This is a genomic window from Collibacillus ludicampi (assembly GCF_023705585.1).
In the GTDB taxonomy this organism is placed as follows: Bacteria; Bacillota; Bacilli; order Tumebacillales; family BOQE01; genus Collibacillus; species Collibacillus ludicampi.
Genome location: NZ_BOQE01000001.1, coordinates 3,056,952 through 3,073,394, shown reverse-complemented (window position 1 = coordinate 3,073,394; position 16,443 = coordinate 3,056,952). Strand labels below are relative to the sequence as shown.

Annotated in this window: 14 protein-coding genes and 1 other annotated feature; all 14 genes read right to left on the bottom strand. The window is 48.0% G+C overall.

Annotated elements, in window-relative coordinates:
- Positions 1-21 precede the first annotated feature (21 nt).
- On the bottom strand, positions 22-2,298 hold the full coding sequence (locus DNHGIG_RS15560; protein WP_282200444.1) for a hydantoinase B/oxoprolinase family protein: 2,277 nt from the start codon (positions 2,296-2,298) through the stop codon (positions 22-24).
- 54 nt (positions 2,299-2,352) lie between these two features.
- On the bottom strand, positions 2,353-4,497 hold the full coding sequence (locus DNHGIG_RS15555) for a hydantoinase/oxoprolinase family protein (protein WP_282200443.1): 2,145 nt from the start codon (positions 4,495-4,497) through the stop codon (positions 2,353-2,355).
- A 280-nt stretch (positions 4,498-4,777) separates the two neighbouring features.
- Positions 4,778-7,558, bottom strand: a complete 2,781-nt coding sequence (ileS, locus tag DNHGIG_RS15550) for an isoleucine--tRNA ligase (RefSeq protein WP_282200442.1) — start codon at positions 7,556-7,558, stop codon at positions 4,778-4,780.
- A gap of 203 nt (positions 7,559-7,761) precedes the next feature.
- Positions 7,762-8,009, bottom strand: a binding site (T-box leader).
- 140 nt (positions 8,010-8,149) lie between these two features.
- Complete coding sequence (locus tag DNHGIG_RS15545; RefSeq protein ID WP_282200441.1) at positions 8,150-8,659, bottom strand: DivIVA domain-containing protein; 510 nt, start codon at positions 8,657-8,659, stop codon at positions 8,150-8,152.
- 89 nt (positions 8,660-8,748) lie between these two features.
- Complete coding sequence (locus DNHGIG_RS15540) at positions 8,749-9,528, bottom strand: YlmH family RNA-binding protein (RefSeq protein ID WP_282200440.1); 780 nt, start codon at positions 9,526-9,528, stop codon at positions 8,749-8,751.
- A gap of 3 nt (positions 9,529-9,531) precedes the next feature.
- Positions 9,532-9,822 (bottom strand): YggT family protein, encoded by a 291-nt coding sequence (locus DNHGIG_RS15535; RefSeq protein WP_282200439.1) that lies wholly within the window; start codon positions 9,820-9,822, stop codon positions 9,532-9,534.
- A gap of 8 nt (positions 9,823-9,830) precedes the next feature.
- A complete protein-coding gene (locus DNHGIG_RS15530) occupies positions 9,831-10,283 on the bottom strand; it encodes a cell division protein SepF (RefSeq protein ID WP_282200438.1) in 453 nt (150 codons plus the stop codon).
- A 21-nt stretch (positions 10,284-10,304) separates the two neighbouring features.
- On the bottom strand, positions 10,305-10,988 hold the full coding sequence (locus DNHGIG_RS15525; protein ID WP_282200437.1) for a YggS family pyridoxal phosphate-dependent enzyme: 684 nt from the start codon (positions 10,986-10,988) through the stop codon (positions 10,305-10,307).
- Between the two features lie 143 nt (positions 10,989-11,131).
- Positions 11,132-11,926 (bottom strand): peptidoglycan editing factor PgeF, encoded by a 795-nt coding sequence (gene pgeF, locus DNHGIG_RS15520; RefSeq protein WP_282200436.1) that lies wholly within the window; start codon positions 11,924-11,926, stop codon positions 11,132-11,134.
- Positions 11,927-12,133: 207 nt separating this feature from the next.
- Positions 12,134-12,424, bottom strand: coding sequence for a YlmC/YmxH family sporulation protein (locus DNHGIG_RS15515; protein ID WP_282201449.1), 291 nt, complete (start codon positions 12,422-12,424; stop codon positions 12,134-12,136).
- A 218-nt stretch (positions 12,425-12,642) separates the two neighbouring features.
- Positions 12,643-13,419 (bottom strand): RNA polymerase sporulation sigma factor SigG, encoded by a 777-nt coding sequence (gene sigG, locus DNHGIG_RS15510; protein ID WP_282200435.1) that lies wholly within the window; start codon positions 13,417-13,419, stop codon positions 12,643-12,645.
- A 73-nt stretch (positions 13,420-13,492) separates the two neighbouring features.
- Positions 13,493-14,221, bottom strand: a complete 729-nt coding sequence (gene sigE / locus DNHGIG_RS15505) for an RNA polymerase sporulation sigma factor SigE (RefSeq protein WP_282200434.1) — start codon at positions 14,219-14,221, stop codon at positions 13,493-13,495.
- Positions 14,218-15,192 (bottom strand): sigma-E processing peptidase SpoIIGA, encoded by a 975-nt coding sequence (spoIIGA, locus tag DNHGIG_RS15500; RefSeq protein WP_282200433.1) that lies wholly within the window; start codon positions 15,190-15,192, stop codon positions 14,218-14,220. The genes sigE and spoIIGA overlap by 4 nt, the downstream gene beginning before the upstream one ends.
- 141 nt (positions 15,193-15,333) lie before the next feature.
- On the bottom strand, positions 15,334-16,404 hold the full coding sequence (ftsZ, locus tag DNHGIG_RS15495) for a cell division protein FtsZ (RefSeq protein ID WP_282200432.1): 1,071 nt from the start codon (positions 16,402-16,404) through the stop codon (positions 15,334-15,336).
- Between the last annotated feature and the right edge of the window lie 39 nt (positions 16,405-16,443).

The following is a 16,443-nucleotide window of genomic DNA, read 5'->3' as shown; positions in this document are numbered from 1 at the left end:
AACCTCCTCTTCGTTGAGACTCTATTGCAGGCGGTTATGAGCGCCAAATACAGGAATTTCTAATTCGCTTTCCTTGATGATCCAGCTTTCCGGCAAACTCCAGAAACTGCGGAACTCGTTGGTAAACTTTTCGCTCAGTGCGAAGCTGCTTGCATACATGTGTCGAACCTGAATCGCCGCTTCCTTATTCAAAATCTTCTGTCTTTCTTCCTTCATCCATTCACGCGTCGGCTTCCCGCGTTGGATCCGTTCTTTTCTGATTTCAGCACGCCGCTGTTCCGTCTTTGCTTCATCGACCACCCAGCGTCCTTTTTCGTCCTGATGAATGACAGCGCCATACACTTTTTCCGCATACTTGGGAAGCAAGTGACCATCATTCAGGTCTGTTTCGATCGCTTTCGGCTTTCTCTCCAGCGGATCGCCGAATCCAGGACCCCCACGCAGATAGTTGAGATAGAGATCGTAATTTTCAAAGATCGTTTCTGTGGTGATCGCCTGTTTGTCTCGCTTGATCTCCTTCGCTTCGATCAATTTTTCATAGGTCGGATTTCCGGGATCAGGATCGCCGCCCAACGGGAGAGGAAGTCTCTTCTCGATCAGTTCCTTGATGTTTGTGCCGTGAGCTTCGAAACGGTAACCTGATGCGGACGGATATCCACCCATCAAACCGCAATCGCTGGTGATGTACCCATTCCCCATGAAAAACATGGTCCAATCTTTGGCTCCCCATACCATCCGCAGCGTTTCGTAGCCGTTTCCGCCGCGGTACTTACCGTATCCTCCCGTATTAGGCTTGATTGCGCGTCCAAGGTACAAGAGCGGTTCGGCCAGCTCCCAGATCTCCATGTCACCCATGTCGCCTTCCGGATTCCAAACGGCTGCCGCATGATCGATTCCGTCCTTGACAGCGCTTGCCCCGACTCCTTCAGCCGCCGATTCGAAGCTGTTGACCGCATGGTTTTCATTAAACTGGTTATAGCCGCCGCCTTGTAACCAGTTACTTGTATTGGCATTCCCAGCATTCACTTCTTCCAGATAACCGCGGGAGAAATAGGTCCGGCTCAAAGAGCGCCACAAGGGACTCCATGCGGTAACCAAGAAATGCCATGCGTAACTATGGGCCGTCCGGATATCGTCAGGGTTCAGCCAGGATCCGTAAGGCAAGCCGAACTTACTAGCATATAAAGCACCGTCGTTCACGCGGTCATTCGGAATCAGCGTTTGTGACATCATGACCCAGATTCCACTTGTGATGGAAACTGGAGTCGCATTGTAGCTGTGCCAGCCCCAGCGGTTGACTCCCTCAAAATCGATTTCGAATTTTCCATCTTTGTGAATCGTCATTTCATGAGGAGCATGCATAATCGTATTGATTCGCGCATAAGGAGGCACATCCAGGTTTTTGTAAGGAACATCGACGAACGATACACCGCGGTATTTTCCAGGAATGGTCATCGATTTGACCTGATTGATGAAGCCACGGCGTCCATCTTCAATCACTTCTCGGATAAACTGTTTATAAGTATCGATTCCTTCTTCTTCAATCATTTGCAAAACCAAATCTCGAATCATATGACAGCCGGCCACGCGTGTCCGTTCATCCAACAGCCAGTATTTCGTGGTTCGGACTGATCTCTGGCTCTCGATCAACCAGTCTTTAAGGAGCGTATCATTTTTCCCAATTTTTCTGCATGCCACCTGATAACCATCATCGTAACGGGATACCGGTCCGACCGTCATGCTTCCGGGAGCGGTCGCACCGACGTCGATCACGTGAGTGACGCCGCCGACCCAGCCCACCACCTCATTTTCCCAGAAAATCGGTACGATGGTGTGCACGTCACAAGGGTGAACGTTTCCGATATGAACGTCGTTGTTACAGAATATATCGCCAGGTTCGATGCCGGGATTCTCTTCGTAATCGTTCTTGATCATGTATTTGATCGCGGCTCCCATCGTACCCACATGAATGATAATACCTGTGGAAGTGACGATTGAATCTGCTTCCGGAGTGTACAGGGTAAAGCACAACTCCCCTTCTTGCTCGACAATCGGAGAAGCGGCCACCCGTTTTGCGGTTTCTCGGGCATGAACAACGCCTCCGCGCAGCTTGGCGAACATCTTTTCATAACGGATTGGATCGGATTCTTTAAACGGTAGTTCCTTCAAACCAGCATAGTGACCGGTTTCACGACTTAATCGATCGATTTCCTCCCGCATTTGCTTGAGTGTTTTTCCGTTCCAACCAATCCCTCGCGAAGTCTGTTGAACTTTCAAATCTTTTTCCTGAATAGCCAATGGAAATCCCTCCTTCTCAAGATTCGAAAAAATTGCGATACTGTTAAGCCAAAATTACTCACGAGGTTCTTTTAGGTGGAAGATACGGTGCTGATCGAGATACGTCTCATACCCTGGCGGAACGACAAATGTTGTCGCCGGAGATTCAAGGATCGCGAACCCTTTAATACGGTTACCTGCTTTCAACGATTCCATTGCCCAAATGTCGGCTTTCACCCATTGTCCTTTCCAATACACGTTACGTGTACCAAGGTAAGCTTTTTCCGGAGGTATATCGCCAGCAAGCGGTTCTTCCGGAATTTTCGGTTTCGGCACTTCTGTGATTCCCCTAACAATTGCCCCGGTGACTGAGTAACCAAGTTCAGGCGAACGGGCAGCTTTCGCGTACACGCGGGAATACGTTTCTTCAAACGCTTCAACGAGTTTATCCCAGTCTGCAGCGGTTCGTACCTGAGTGATCGGCGATTCGATTTCCAAATCGTTCAGCTGGCCTTGGTACTGCATACGGAAATAGAGTCGAAATTCTACTTTGTCACGCGGGAAATTATTCTTTTCAAATTCTTCCGCCACTTTATCCGACAGTTCTTCCCACGCCAATTGCAAATTCTGTCCGGCCTCTACCTTTTCCTCATCTCCAGCGTTCGGACTCACGTTCAGGTCCAGCGTTTTGTCGTAACGATATTCGAAATCCGCGGCTCCGCAACCAAAAGCTGAGAATCCGGCTGCCCACGCAGGAACAAGAATATCTTCAAAACCGAGTCCTTTCGTGTAACCGGCAGTATGCAGCGGTCCTCCACCACCATAAGAGAAGCAGACATACTGGGACGGTGAATATCCTTTTCCGAGAATCATCGACTCGAGATAGTTACGAAGCTGCGATTCCAGCAGGTCGATCACACCGTATGCCGCGTCCTCCACGGTGAGTCCAAGCGGATCGGCGATTTGTTCCTTGATCGCCTTATAAGCAAGTTCCGGATAGAGTTTGACTTCTCCACCCAAGAAGTTGTCGGGATTGATCAATCCCAAAACAACGTGACAGTCAGAAACGGTAACCGTTTCAATACCTCCAGCAGGGTTGCAGACTCCCACCCGGTAACCCGCGCTGTCCGGCCCCAGGGTGATCGACTTGAAGTTAGGATCAATCCGCACAAAACTGCCGGCGCCTGCCCCCACGGTATCCATCGCGACCAACGGAAGGGACAGAACAAGACGGGCCATGTCTGGGCTGGTGTTGATGCTCAAATCTCCTTGCGTAATGAGCGCCATGTCAAAACTGGTGCCGCCGATGTCCGAACATGCGATATTGCGAATGCCCAGATACTCACCGAGATACTTGGCGCCTACAACGCCGCCGATCGGACCGGACACCAGCGTACGAGCCAACTCGTTTGCCTGATAGCTGATCGTTCCGCCATGGCTTGCCATCACCCGCAGATCAAACTTAGCTCCTTTTTCCTTGACCCGTTTATCGATGGTCGATAACGTTTTTCGGGACGGATCGGCAGCATAGGCCTCGATAATCGTCGTATTGGTACGGTGCGATTCTTTGCGTACCGGATAGTAATCGACCGAAGCAAAAATCGGCACCTCTTGTCCCCGTTTTTTCATGATTTCCTTTGCCATGTCCCGAACCCGGCGTTCATGTGCTGGGTATTTATAGGAGTGAAGGAAACTGATCACAATCGCTTCCACGTTCTGTTCCAGTAGTTCCACCACAGCTTGTTCCACTTCGTGTTCATAAAGCGGAATGACTACGTTGCCAAATAAATCTACACGTTCGGTGACACCCCGGGTCAATTCCCTAGGAACCAGTGGAGGATCATAGCGATGGGTATTCAGGTGCAACCTGTCTGAATAGGAGTACCCAAGATACGCCTGAATGGCTCTTCCCATGCGATGGAAGTCTTCCATCCCCTTGTTGACGATCAGCCCGACTCGCCTGCCCTTCCTTGACACCAAGCGGTTGAGCATCGCCGTCCCGGAATAAACGCCAGCCACCAGTTGGGGAAAAGCTTCTTCGACGGTCGTTCCCCAATAAGACAACGCGTCGCGAGCCGAATTCAAGAGGCCGATCGACTCGTCTTCTGGAGTGGATTGCGCTTTGCCGACCACAAATTCCCCCTTGTCGTTAATGATGAAGGTGTCCGTCATGGTCCCTCCGGCATCAATCGCTAGAATTTGTGCATTTGCTCTCGCCATGTCCAAAATCATCTCCCTTCAACCTCTAATATCGTTACAAGAGGGTGTCCCCTTGTTGCCAATATAGATAAGCAAGAACAATGCCAACGTATTAGAATACATAAATTGTTATGATTTTTCTGTGTTTTTGGCTGCTGCTTTCTTTTCTTCGCAAACTTGCTGATCATCGAATTTGATCCAGTGTAGCGAATCGCTACAACTGTTGCGCTACAGTAGGACGAAACATCCAAAACCCCCGAAACACTGTGTTTTCGGGGGTTCATAACATTTCTATCCTCTCTTATTCTTGCTGATCCAGAAAATAGACGACATTTTCCGCACATCTTGCACAGATCGTCGGATGATCTGGGTCTGAACCGACGTCTGTGGTAACTGTCCAGCATCGCTCACATTTTTCTCCTTCCGCGAGGCTAACGAGCACTTTGAGTCCTTCGTATTGGCCTGCATCTGCTGGGGCTTCCGTACCCGGCTGGTGCAAGTTGACTTGTGAAACGATCAACACTTTGTCCAGTTCCGGCGTTTGTGCGAGAATCTCATGCACTCGTTCGGACGGATAAAGATCCACTTTCGCCATGAGCGATTGGCCGATGATTTTCTCTTTCCGCGCCTCCTCTAACGCTTTCGCGATTTCGCCGCGGACTTCTAAAATTTTCTCCCACTTTTTCTCAAGCTTGTCATCCATCCACTCTGTATGCACAGGCTCCCAAGACACAAGCTGTACACTCTCTTCCGTAGCACCCGGAACAAATTCCCAAACCTCATCCGCAGTGTGCGTGAGAATGGGAGCGATCAATTTTACCAAAACCGTCAAGATTTTATAAAGAACTGTTTGAGCGGATCGACGTGCGAGTGAATCGGGTGCAGACGTATAAAGCCGATCTTTCAGCACATCCAGATAAAAAGCACTCATGTCTACCGCACAGAAATTGTTCACCTCATGGAAGACCACATGAAATTCGTAATTGCGGTAGGCTTGCATGACCCTTTCCTGCATGCGGGCAAGTTTATTCAACGCATAGCGATCCAGTTCGGGCAGATCCACATAAGCGACTTCATTCGTAACCGGATCGTAATCCTTCAAGTTTCCGAGCAGATAACGCAACGTGTTGCGGATTTTACGGTAGACTTCCGCCACCTGTTTTAAGATTGCATCCGAAACACGAACATCGGAACGGTAATCGACAGATGCCACCCAAAGCCGAAGGATATCCGCACCCATTTGTTCCATGACTTTAAGCGGATCAACGACATTGCCCAGGCTCTTGGACATTTTTCGTCCTTCACCGTCCAGCAGGAATCCGTGGGAGAGCACTTCTTTGTACGGTGCTCTGCCTTTGACGGCAACACCGGTGATCAATGAAGATTGGAACCAACCGCGATACTGGTCGGAACCTTCCAGATACAAGTCGGCAGGCCATCCCAATTCATCGCGTTGCTGACAAACGGCCATATGGGAAGATCCGGAATCAAACCATACATCCATGATGTCCGTTTCCTTGCGGAAATGCGTACCTCCACACGAACAAACGGTTCCTTCAGGCAACAGTTCATCCGCTTCCCGTTCAAACCAAACTTGCGAACCATGTTCTTCAAACAGTTTGGCCACATGCTCAATGGTCGCTTCATTGATCAGTTCTTTGTTACAATCCTTACAATAGAATATCGGGATCGGTACGCCCCAAACACGCTGGCGGGAGATACACCAATCTTGGCGGTCTGCCACCATGTTATGCATGCGGATTTCACCCCAAGAGGGGGTCCATTTCACTTCTTTCACTTGTTTCAGAAGTTGCTCACGGAACGCGTCAACAGAAGCAAACCATTGCTCTGTAGCACGGAAGATCACGGGATTTTTGCATCGCCAGCAATGAGGATAGGAATGATCCGTCTTTGCTTCATGCAACATTCGCCCAGCCTCATGGAGATCTGCGGTGATCTGTTTATTCGCTTTGAGATAAAATTGCCCTTCGTACGCTTCGACTTCCTTCGTAAACTTTCCTTGATTGTCGATCGGAGCCAAAATCGGCAGACCATAAGCAAGTCCCACTTCGTAGTCTTCCATCCCGTGGCCGGGAGCCGTATGCACACATCCGGTTCCTGCATCAAGCGTTACGTGATTTCCAAGGACCACACGAGACTCTCTGTCAAATAAAGGATGTTTCGCAATCACATGCTCCAGTTCGGAACCTTTACATGTTTGCAGAATCGAATATCCATCTGCCAAACCTGCTTCTTTGAGCACTTTCTCCACAAGCTCTTTCGCCAATACGAGCTTCTCGCCGTCCACTTCCACAAGCGCGTACTCATATTCAGAACCGACCGCAATCGCCACATTCGCGGGCAGCGTCCAAGGTGTTGTCGTCCAGATGACGATCGAAGAGTCATGAGGCAGTTTTCCTTTTCCATCAATCACTGGGAATTTCACATAAATGGAAGGAGACGTTTTATCTGCATATTCAATCTCCGCTTCTGCCAGTGCGGTTTCACAGGAAGTACACCAATACACAGGCTTTAATCCTTTGTAAATATACCCTTTTTTCGCCATTGCACCAAAAACGCGAATCTGCTCCGCTTCATATTTCGGCAAAAGGGAAATATAGGGATGCTCCCAATCCCCCCGCACACCTAAGCGTTTAAACTGATCCCTTTGTTTATCGATAAATTGCAATGCATACTCTTTACACATCTCACGGAATTCGGGAATTGAAATTTCATGCCGATTGATGCCTTTATTCTTAATAATTGCATGCTCAATTGGCAACCCGTGCGTATCCCAACCGGGAACGTAAGGAGCGTTATAACCGTCCATCGTCTTTGATTTGACGATGAAATCCTTCAAAATCTTATTTAACGCATGGCCAAGGTGAATATTCCCGTTCGCATACGGCGGTCCGTCATGCAAAATAAACTTCGGCCGATTCGCCTGTTTTTCCTGTACTTTTTCATACAGACGGATTTCTTCCCAACGTTTTTGAATCATGGGTTCACGTTGCGGCAAATTTCCCCTCATCGGAAATTTCGTTTCCGGCAGATTGAGCGTTTTGCCATAATCGAGAGTCATATTGATCCTCCTTGAATCCACAGATTTCGTCCAAATCTTTCATCCCATATCCGAATACGAGTAAAAAAGTTTGAAAGCTCGTTCAACGAAGCGAAAAGCATCCTCACGGAAGCTTATTTCCCCCGAAGTGAAAGTATACTATGCGGATACATGTATACCACATGGTATACTCTCCTGCACGTTAAAAAACCTCTCATCCCTAATGAAGGGACGAGAGGTTCTATTCCCGTGGTACCACCCTAATTGCCGCATGAACAAAATATGCGCACACGGCCACTCTTACGGCGATAACGGGCCGAACCGGCTTGGCTTACTGTTCACATCCGGGCGAAAGTGAGGTTCAGCTAGCGACTCATGGCTGATCTTCCTGAATGTCCGCTTTCCCGGCTCGCACCCTCTCCGGTTCGCTGTAAAAGCAGATCATCAGTACTGGTCCATTCATCGTCTTTATCCTTCAGGTTGTTCCAAAAAATCTTCAGTCGAAGAGCTTCTGGGATGTACATCGAGGTTAGAAAGCAGATTTTAGAAAACCCTTATCAACCCATGCTTGGATATGTATGTGAAATATTATATGATGAAAGAACGAAAATTTCAAACCTGGTTCTCGACTGATTCATTGATTTCCACTTCTTCATCTTTCGATGCGACAAGTTCATCCCAAACTTTGTTATCCAGCATTTCCATTTGCGCTTGGATCAATGAGCGAAAACGCGCGCGTAAGACGGCCGCCTGCTTACGAATCTCGTCAAGCTCCATTGTGATTTTACGGGATTTAACAAACGCCTCATTGATGATCCGGTCTGCATTCTTCTCAGCTTCTTTGATGATTAATTGCGCTTCTTTGCGGGCATTCGTTCTGACTTCTTCCGCGGTTTCCTGTGCAACGATGATCGATTTGGACAAACTTTCTTCCAGATTCATAAAATGTTTGAGGCGTTCTTCCAATTGGGCGATCTTTTCCTCATAAGCCTTGTTCTCACGGATCAACGTTTCATAATCTTTGATGATTTGGTCTAAAAATTCGTTAACTTCATCTTCGTTATATCCGCGAAAAGAGCGACTAAACTCTTTATTATGAATATCAAGAGGAGACAATGGCACAGCTTTCACCTCCATACATACGATACAAAAACTTTACAGACTTATTTCGACACCGTTCCGCCAATTCCTGCCGTTTCATCAACCTACCATCATATATATTTCCCAACACGGACGACTGTCCGACCTTTTTTCGTCGTTTTACCGATCTCCAATATGCGTAAACGACCTTTTCCACGTACGGAAATGACATCGCCTTCCTCGACGGGCGTCGACGGATCGTCTGCCACTTGCCAATTGAGTTGTACTTTTCCCGAACGCACGGGTTCAATAATCTTGCTGCGAGACAAACCGAAACCTTCTGCTGCCACCGCGTCCAAACGAAGGGACATCACCGTGAATTCCTTCTCCGCATACTGTACGTTGGGGTTACGAAAATCCTCTTTTCCGATTTCCCGTAAACGGACAGACATTCTCCCCACTTGATGAAGATGGAGACGAACATAGTCTGCTATCTCCTGCGCAACAACAAAATCGGCACCGCCGTCGTACACGGAGATATCGCCCATTTTGGAGCGCTTGAGGCCGAGACCCGTCAACGCTCCCAAATAATCTCCATGTTGTACTGTTTTTCCATCCCCTATAATTTCCGCACGAAAATATGCAAGTGCGAAATCTCCTTCATCCGGCTGCCAATAAAGGGGCAAGAAGAGCGCACGTTGGCGCTCCGCTTCTTCATATCCGCCATACGTATAGATCTGGACGGTTCCCATCGTGCGGGCGATATTATTCGCGATCATGACTTGCCGCGGATCCAAAAAATCGGTAAGCATCGGAGTTTGGCGTTCATCCGTGCGTTCCGCGAATTCAATCACACGTTGGATGAATGGGCGCTCTTCCGGCCTGTAATGCATAAAAACATCCTTTTTCACGCACTACCCCACCCAATGGAAAAGACTGCGCAACACGGTAAAGATGCCGCCCTCAAGAAAACTGTAAGCAAGAAACGCCACGATTGGCGACAAATCAAGCCCCATACCACCAAATGAGATGGGCGGAATGATACGACGAAACGGTGACAAGTAAGGTTCTGTCAGCCGGTAAAGGATACCTCCAATAGGCGTTCTCTCCATACCAGGCACCCAGGACATCAAGATACGGGCAATGAGAATATAGTAGTAAATATTTAAGATCCAACGGATTAGGTTAAAAAGATAGAATTCCATTCTTCACCTCAACGCAATTGTGTTTGTGAAACCCGGTGTTGCTCTTCCTTCGTATTGAGGAATTCCGATATGGAACCTTGCACATCAACATTTTCCGGCGCGCAGAGAAAAATCTGATGCCCGATTTTATCCATCCTTCCTCCGAGCGCGTATATCGTGCCGGAGATGAAGTCGATGACGCGAATCGCCTGGTCGAAAGGCGCTTTGTGAAGATTGATCACAACCGGACGTCTCGCGCGCAGGTAATCCGCGATCATCTGAGCATCACTGTAACATTCTGGCTCGGAGAGAATGACTTTCACTTGTTTATTGGTGTGTAAATTAACCACCGTTCCTTTGCGCTGTACCGACATCACGTCGTTTTGCGGTTCCTCCGCTTCTTTCACCATTTGGGATGCAGGTATCTTTTCTTCCTCTTCGGCGAGCCCAATGAACTGCATAAATTTATTGACAAAACTCATAAATCGTCCCTCCAAACGTGATTACGGTTTGACTAAAACGCTGCCTAACCGAACCATAGTCGCGCCTTCTTCGATCGCTACTTCAAAATCCTCAGACATCCCCATGGAAAGCTCCCTCATTTCGACATACGGGAAGTCAATATGCTGCAGTGAATCTCTTAATTCTTTCAACCGGCGGAAGACAGGACGGGTCTCTTCCGGATTCTCCACCCTGGGTGCCATCGTCATAAGACCATGGACGCGGATGGATGAAAATTCCGCCAGCGACTCAAGAAAAGGCCGAACCTCATCCGGCTTGAGGCCTCCCTTTGTTGCCTCTCCGGAAACGTTCACCTGCACCAGACACGAAACTGTTTCGATTCCCATTTTCTTCGCTCGCTGATCGATCTCCTTGGCCAGCGAAAAACGATCAAGTGAATGAATCATTTGAAAATAGGGCAAAACATCTTTCACCTTGTTCGTTTGCAGATGGCCGATAAAATGCCAGCAAACATTCTCATGGATCTCTTTCACTTTGGGCAAAGCCACTTGCACCCGGTTTTCGGCCAAATCTGTGATGCCCGAACGTATGAGTGCACGTGTCTCCTCCACACCTATATATTTGGTTACAGCGACCAGTTTCACCTCATCCGCGTGACGACCGGCACGCTCGCACGCGTGAACGATTCGCTGGCGAACCACATTGATTTTGGCTGTATAATCCATGACAATCTCTCCTCTGTAAAGAGGTTGTGCAAAAGGCTGCATCATCCGAAGAGTCTCTTCGATGCTCATTCTAGTTATGCGAGAGCCTTTTTGAACCTCTTAAGCAACAGATATATATTCTCTTTAAGTGCATGATTTTCCTGCTATACGAGAACGATCAATCCCGCGTGTCTTCCCGTATTGCCGGATTCTTTCCGATAGGAATAGAATTGATGCACCGAACAGCTTGTACACATCGCGAGATGTTCAATATTGTCACGCTTGACCCCCGCCTCCAGCAATGCGGAGATATTTGCATCCCACAAAGAGAATTGCCACTTCCCACGCTCGTTCTCCGTAAAAAACCTGTCGCCATGGATAAATGAGGATAGGATTGCTTGACGAACACGCTGGTCAACTTCATAACAACAGGGACCGATGGACGGCCCGATCGCCGTGACGATATCTTCCGGTCTTGAGCCAAACTCTTGTTGCATCATTTGTATTGCTTTTTTCGCCACTTTTGAAGAAGTTCCTTTCCAGCCCGCATGGACTACACCGATGGCGTTCATCACAGGATCAAATAACAACAGAGGAACACAATCAGCCGCGTATGTAGAAAGAACGATTCCTTTCTCCCGTGTGATCAATGCGTCGCTTGCCGGGATTGCATCTTCGTAGTCAAAAGCCCCTCTGCCGCGCTCACTTTCACGTATCACCGCTACATGATCCCCGTGCACCTGTTCACCCGCTACCCAATGTTCAAGAGGAACTCCGATCTGTTCAGCAACCCTTTTTCGGTTTTGCAACACGTCTTCCTTTCTGTCACCTACATGAAGCCCAAGATTTAAGCTGGAAAACTCTCCTTGCGATACACCACCCAACCTTGTCGTGAACAATGCGCGCACCCGTTGTGTTCTTGACATCCGTTCTACGTCAATCGTATTTGTAAAACGCACTCCGTTTTCTCCTCCTCACACATGTCTCCTTACTTGCATCGTATCATACAAGAAAAGAGTATACAAACGGCGTATACTTCGCGTTCGTGTTCCCTGGAGATCGTCTCCTTGAATTCTGCCTAAGATACATGACGAATTCCAGGGTCGCTCGTTTACACAAAGCATACGCCTTCGTATAGAAGCAAGGCCCGTATATCGGTGGAAATGTTAATACCCGCCGGAACTTCCGTCGATTTTCGAAGGAAGATATGAAGAATGGTTGTTCGATTGGCCGAGTTCCACCAGCACAACATCCGATCCGATTTTTATGATCTGATTCCATGGAATCACGAAATCTTGACCGCCGCCAAACATTCCGAAAAACCGGCCGGAACTGGGGACGATAATGGCGCGAATCATTCCGTTTTCCAAGTCGATGTCCAGGTCACCGATCATCCCCAATTTTCGACCGTCTGTAACACTCACCACATCTTTCGTCTGCAATTCCGAGACTTTCATCACAATAATAATCATCTCCTTGCTGCCAAGGATGCGAATCATGCGGCTGAACATTCTCATAACAATATATATGTTCATTGAACCTAAAATGATTAAAAAGACTTCAATCAAAGCATTTGCTATTGAAGAGAAGAGCCGATGATCGCGGTATCTTCCTCGCGTGATTTCATGATCCTCGATGTTAAAAAATAAAAAAACCGCAAGAACTGCGGCTTTTTTCAACGAATATACTTTTGCATATGAGCAATGGCGGCTTTCTCTACGCGTGATACCTGTGCTTGTGAGATTCCAATCTCTTCGGCTACTTCCATTTGCGTTTTCCCTTCAAAAAAACGCATGGACAAGATCCGTTTTTCCCGCTCGCTGAGTTTTTGCAACGCCTCTCGAATGGCGATCTCCTCCACCCAGAGTGAATCCTGGTTTTTCTCATCACTGATCTGATCCATGACATAAATCGGATCGCCGCCGTCATGATAAATCGGTTCAAACAAAGAAACGGGATCCTGAATCGCATCCAGCGCGAAGACGACCTCTTCTTTTGCGACATCCATCGCTTCCGAGATTTCGATGATCGATGGTTCGCGCAAAATCTGGTTCGTTAACTGATCCCGCACTTGCAGAGCTTTATAGGCGATATCCCGCAGACTACGACTGACACGGATCGGATTGTTGTCTCTAAGATAGCGTCGAATTTCACCGATAATCATGGGAACTGCATATGTAGAAAATTTTACATTTTGTTCCAAATCAAAATTATCGATCGCTTTCATAAGTCCGATACAACCTACTTGAAATAGATCATCTACATATTCTCCGCGGTTGTTGAACCGTTGAATCACCGAAAGAACGAGCCGTAAATTCCCGTTGACCAGTTTTTCTCGCGCTGCCAGTTCCCCTTGTTGCAATTGCACAAACAATTTGCGCATTTCAGCGTTTGTGAGTACAGGCAACTGAGACGTGTTGACACCGCAGATCTCGACTTTGTTTCTTTTCATGATGTTCCCCCCATGTCAACATCTGCCTTTGGGATTCGTAAACAGTATTTCCCTGGGGGGAAGAAATATGCACTTAAATCATTTTGTTAAATTCTTTGCGCAATCTCTTGATTATTCTTTTTTCCAAGCGAGAGATATACGATTGAGAAATACCCAACAGATCGGCCACATCCTTTTGCGTCATTTCCTTCCCGTCTTGCAGGCCGAAACGCAGCTCCATAATTTTTCTTTCTCTTTCCGATAGTTTCTCTAAAGCTTTGTACAACAGATTTCTGTCCACCTGTTCTTCTATATTCCTGTAAATCGTATCATTTTCTGTTCCCAACACATCGGATAATAACAGCTCATTTCCATCCCAATCCACATTGAGAGGCTCATCAAAAGAAACTTCGGTACGGATCTTATTGTTTCTGCGCAAAAACATGAGAATTTCATTCTCAATACAGCGGGAAGCGTATGTCGCCAGCTTGATTTTTTTCTCCGGATCAAACGTATTCACCGCTTTAATGAGACCGATCGTGCCGATTGACACCAAGTCTTCGATATTGATTCCAGTATTTTCGAATTTGCGGGCGATATACACAACCAGACGCAAATTTCGTTCGATCAAGACCGCACGGATCGCTTCATCACCGGAAGGCAGTTTTTCCAATAAATACTCTTCTTCTTCCCGCGTGAGAGGTGGCGGTAGCGCTTCGCTTCCCCCTACGTAATAAATTTCTTCAGCGCGTACACCCAATCTCAATAAGATGCGCAAACAAAAAATGCGGAATTGCAAGCGCAATCTGTGCGATAGTTTCATGCGATCGACTCCCCTTTCACTCCCTGTTTCACCGTCTCCCCTGTTCGGGTGGAAGTTGTAAGGAACGATGGATGTAAGATCATTTGGTAGGTTCCGTCTGAAGACAATCCCTTCGGATTGAGGCCAATAAGCAGTCTCTCGTATGGATATTCTTCATTCTCCCTCCTGCATATACACTGGTCAGGACGGAAAGCCAACAGCATCCCCATCGCGTTCCCAATCCCCCTGTAGGGAACAAGCCGCAAACGGGACTGCCATTCTGCATCGATCTCACTCCCTCCCAATTGAGACATCGGATCTTTCCCATGCTCAAACGCCCGCACGATGGTTTCAGGAAGAACAGAGCGGAATACAGACCAATCGGCGACAGCGACAGGCAAGCGGCTCAACGGGTCAGTCAGCGAGTTTCCCGTGTCAAGGAGCCCCTTTAAAACAAAAGATTGTCCGCAAAAAACCACCTCCACATGCCAAAGATGTTCTTCGCGTCTGCGTAATTGCAGCAAACGTTTCCACGCCGTCTTCCCCAAAAAATAAACCAGTGGAATTGCTGCAAAAACAAAGATGAGCTTTATGGGCATGATCCAAACAGGACCGCCGCCTAGGTACACGAGACGATCCTCCACACTTGTCCCGCTTTGGAACAAGGCACTCAGGCCAAACGCAGCGCCTCCTGTGATAAACGATGCTAAGTAAAAAAGCGCAAACAATCGTATCCATTCAATCAGCCCGCGAGGCGTGAAGGTCGCATAGATGATGACGAGAGAAACGAGTACCTTAACCGTGAAAACTAGTCCAACCTTAGCCCAGTCGTTCATAAAGAGAAGCAGCGCATAACTGGCACCGATCACCGCACCAACAAGGAAACGCCACCACCTTACCTCTCTTCTTGCCATCCATGCGGTGAGAAACAATATGAAACTGTCCATGACGGCATTGATCAGCCAAAAGACATCGACATACAGAACCGGCATGGGATGCTGACCTCCCGATATCGCCAATCGTGACCCTAGTATAGTCTATGTCTATTACAAAGTTTGTCAGAACTTGACGAGTATTACGAAAAAGATTTCGACAAAAAAAGTCTGCACATACGCGTGCAGACTTCGTGGAGATTATTTGTGTTTTCTGCGTAGAAATGCAGGAATGTCAAGGTCTTCCGGCGAGCTCACAGGCTGATTCACCGGACGAAGATCGATTTTGTTCAACGGTTTGGGTTGCGGTTGCCGTTCTCTGTGCTCGAATCCTGTCGCAATTACGGTTACGACAATCTGGTCTTTCAGATCCTGATTAATGACCGCACCGAAAATCATGTTCACTTCAGGATCGGCTGCAGAGGAAACGATATCAGCCGCCTCATTTACTTCGAACAAGGACAAGTTGGATCCGCCAGCAATATGCATGAGCACCCCTCTCGCCCCATCGATGGAAGTTTCCAACAAGGGTGAGCAGATCGCCTTCTTCGCAGCTTCTGCCGCACGGTTCTCCCCGGTTGCCACGCCGATACCCATAAGTGCAGATCCGCGTTCGGTCATGATCGTTTTCACGTCGGCAAAGTCCACGTTGATGAGGCCCGGAACGGCGATCAGCTCGGAGATCCCCTGCACACCTTGGCGCAATACGTTATCGGCTTCATGGAAAGCTTCGAGCATCGGAGTATTGCGATCGACAATTTCCAACAATCGGTCATTGGGAATGACGATCAATGTGTCGACTTTTTCCTTCAAGTTGGCAATCCCTTGCTCCGCTTGTGTAAAACGGCGGCGACCTTCGAATGTAAACGGCTTGGTGACAACCCCGACCGTCAGCGCCCCCAATTCCTTGGAAATCTCAGCGATGACAGGCGCGGCCCCAGTTCCTGTCCCGCCCCCCATTCCGGCAGTTACGAACACCATGTCCGCACCCTTCAGTGCGTTCAAAATGATTTCGCGACTCTCTTCCGCCGCTTTTTTTCCGATTTCAGGATTTGCACCCGCGCCTAATCCACGTGTCAATTTCTCTCCGATTTGCAGACGTTGTTCTGCTTTAGACATTTGAAGAGCTTGTGCGTCTGTGTTAACGGTGATAAATTCGACTCCTTTTACTCCTGCTTCAATCATTCGATTGACCGCATTACATCCACCGCCACCAACACCAATGACTTTAATATGGGCGAGGGCCTCCATTTCCATATCGAATTCTAGCATTCCCATATCCTCCTCATATCGAAAACCGTAAAGTATGTC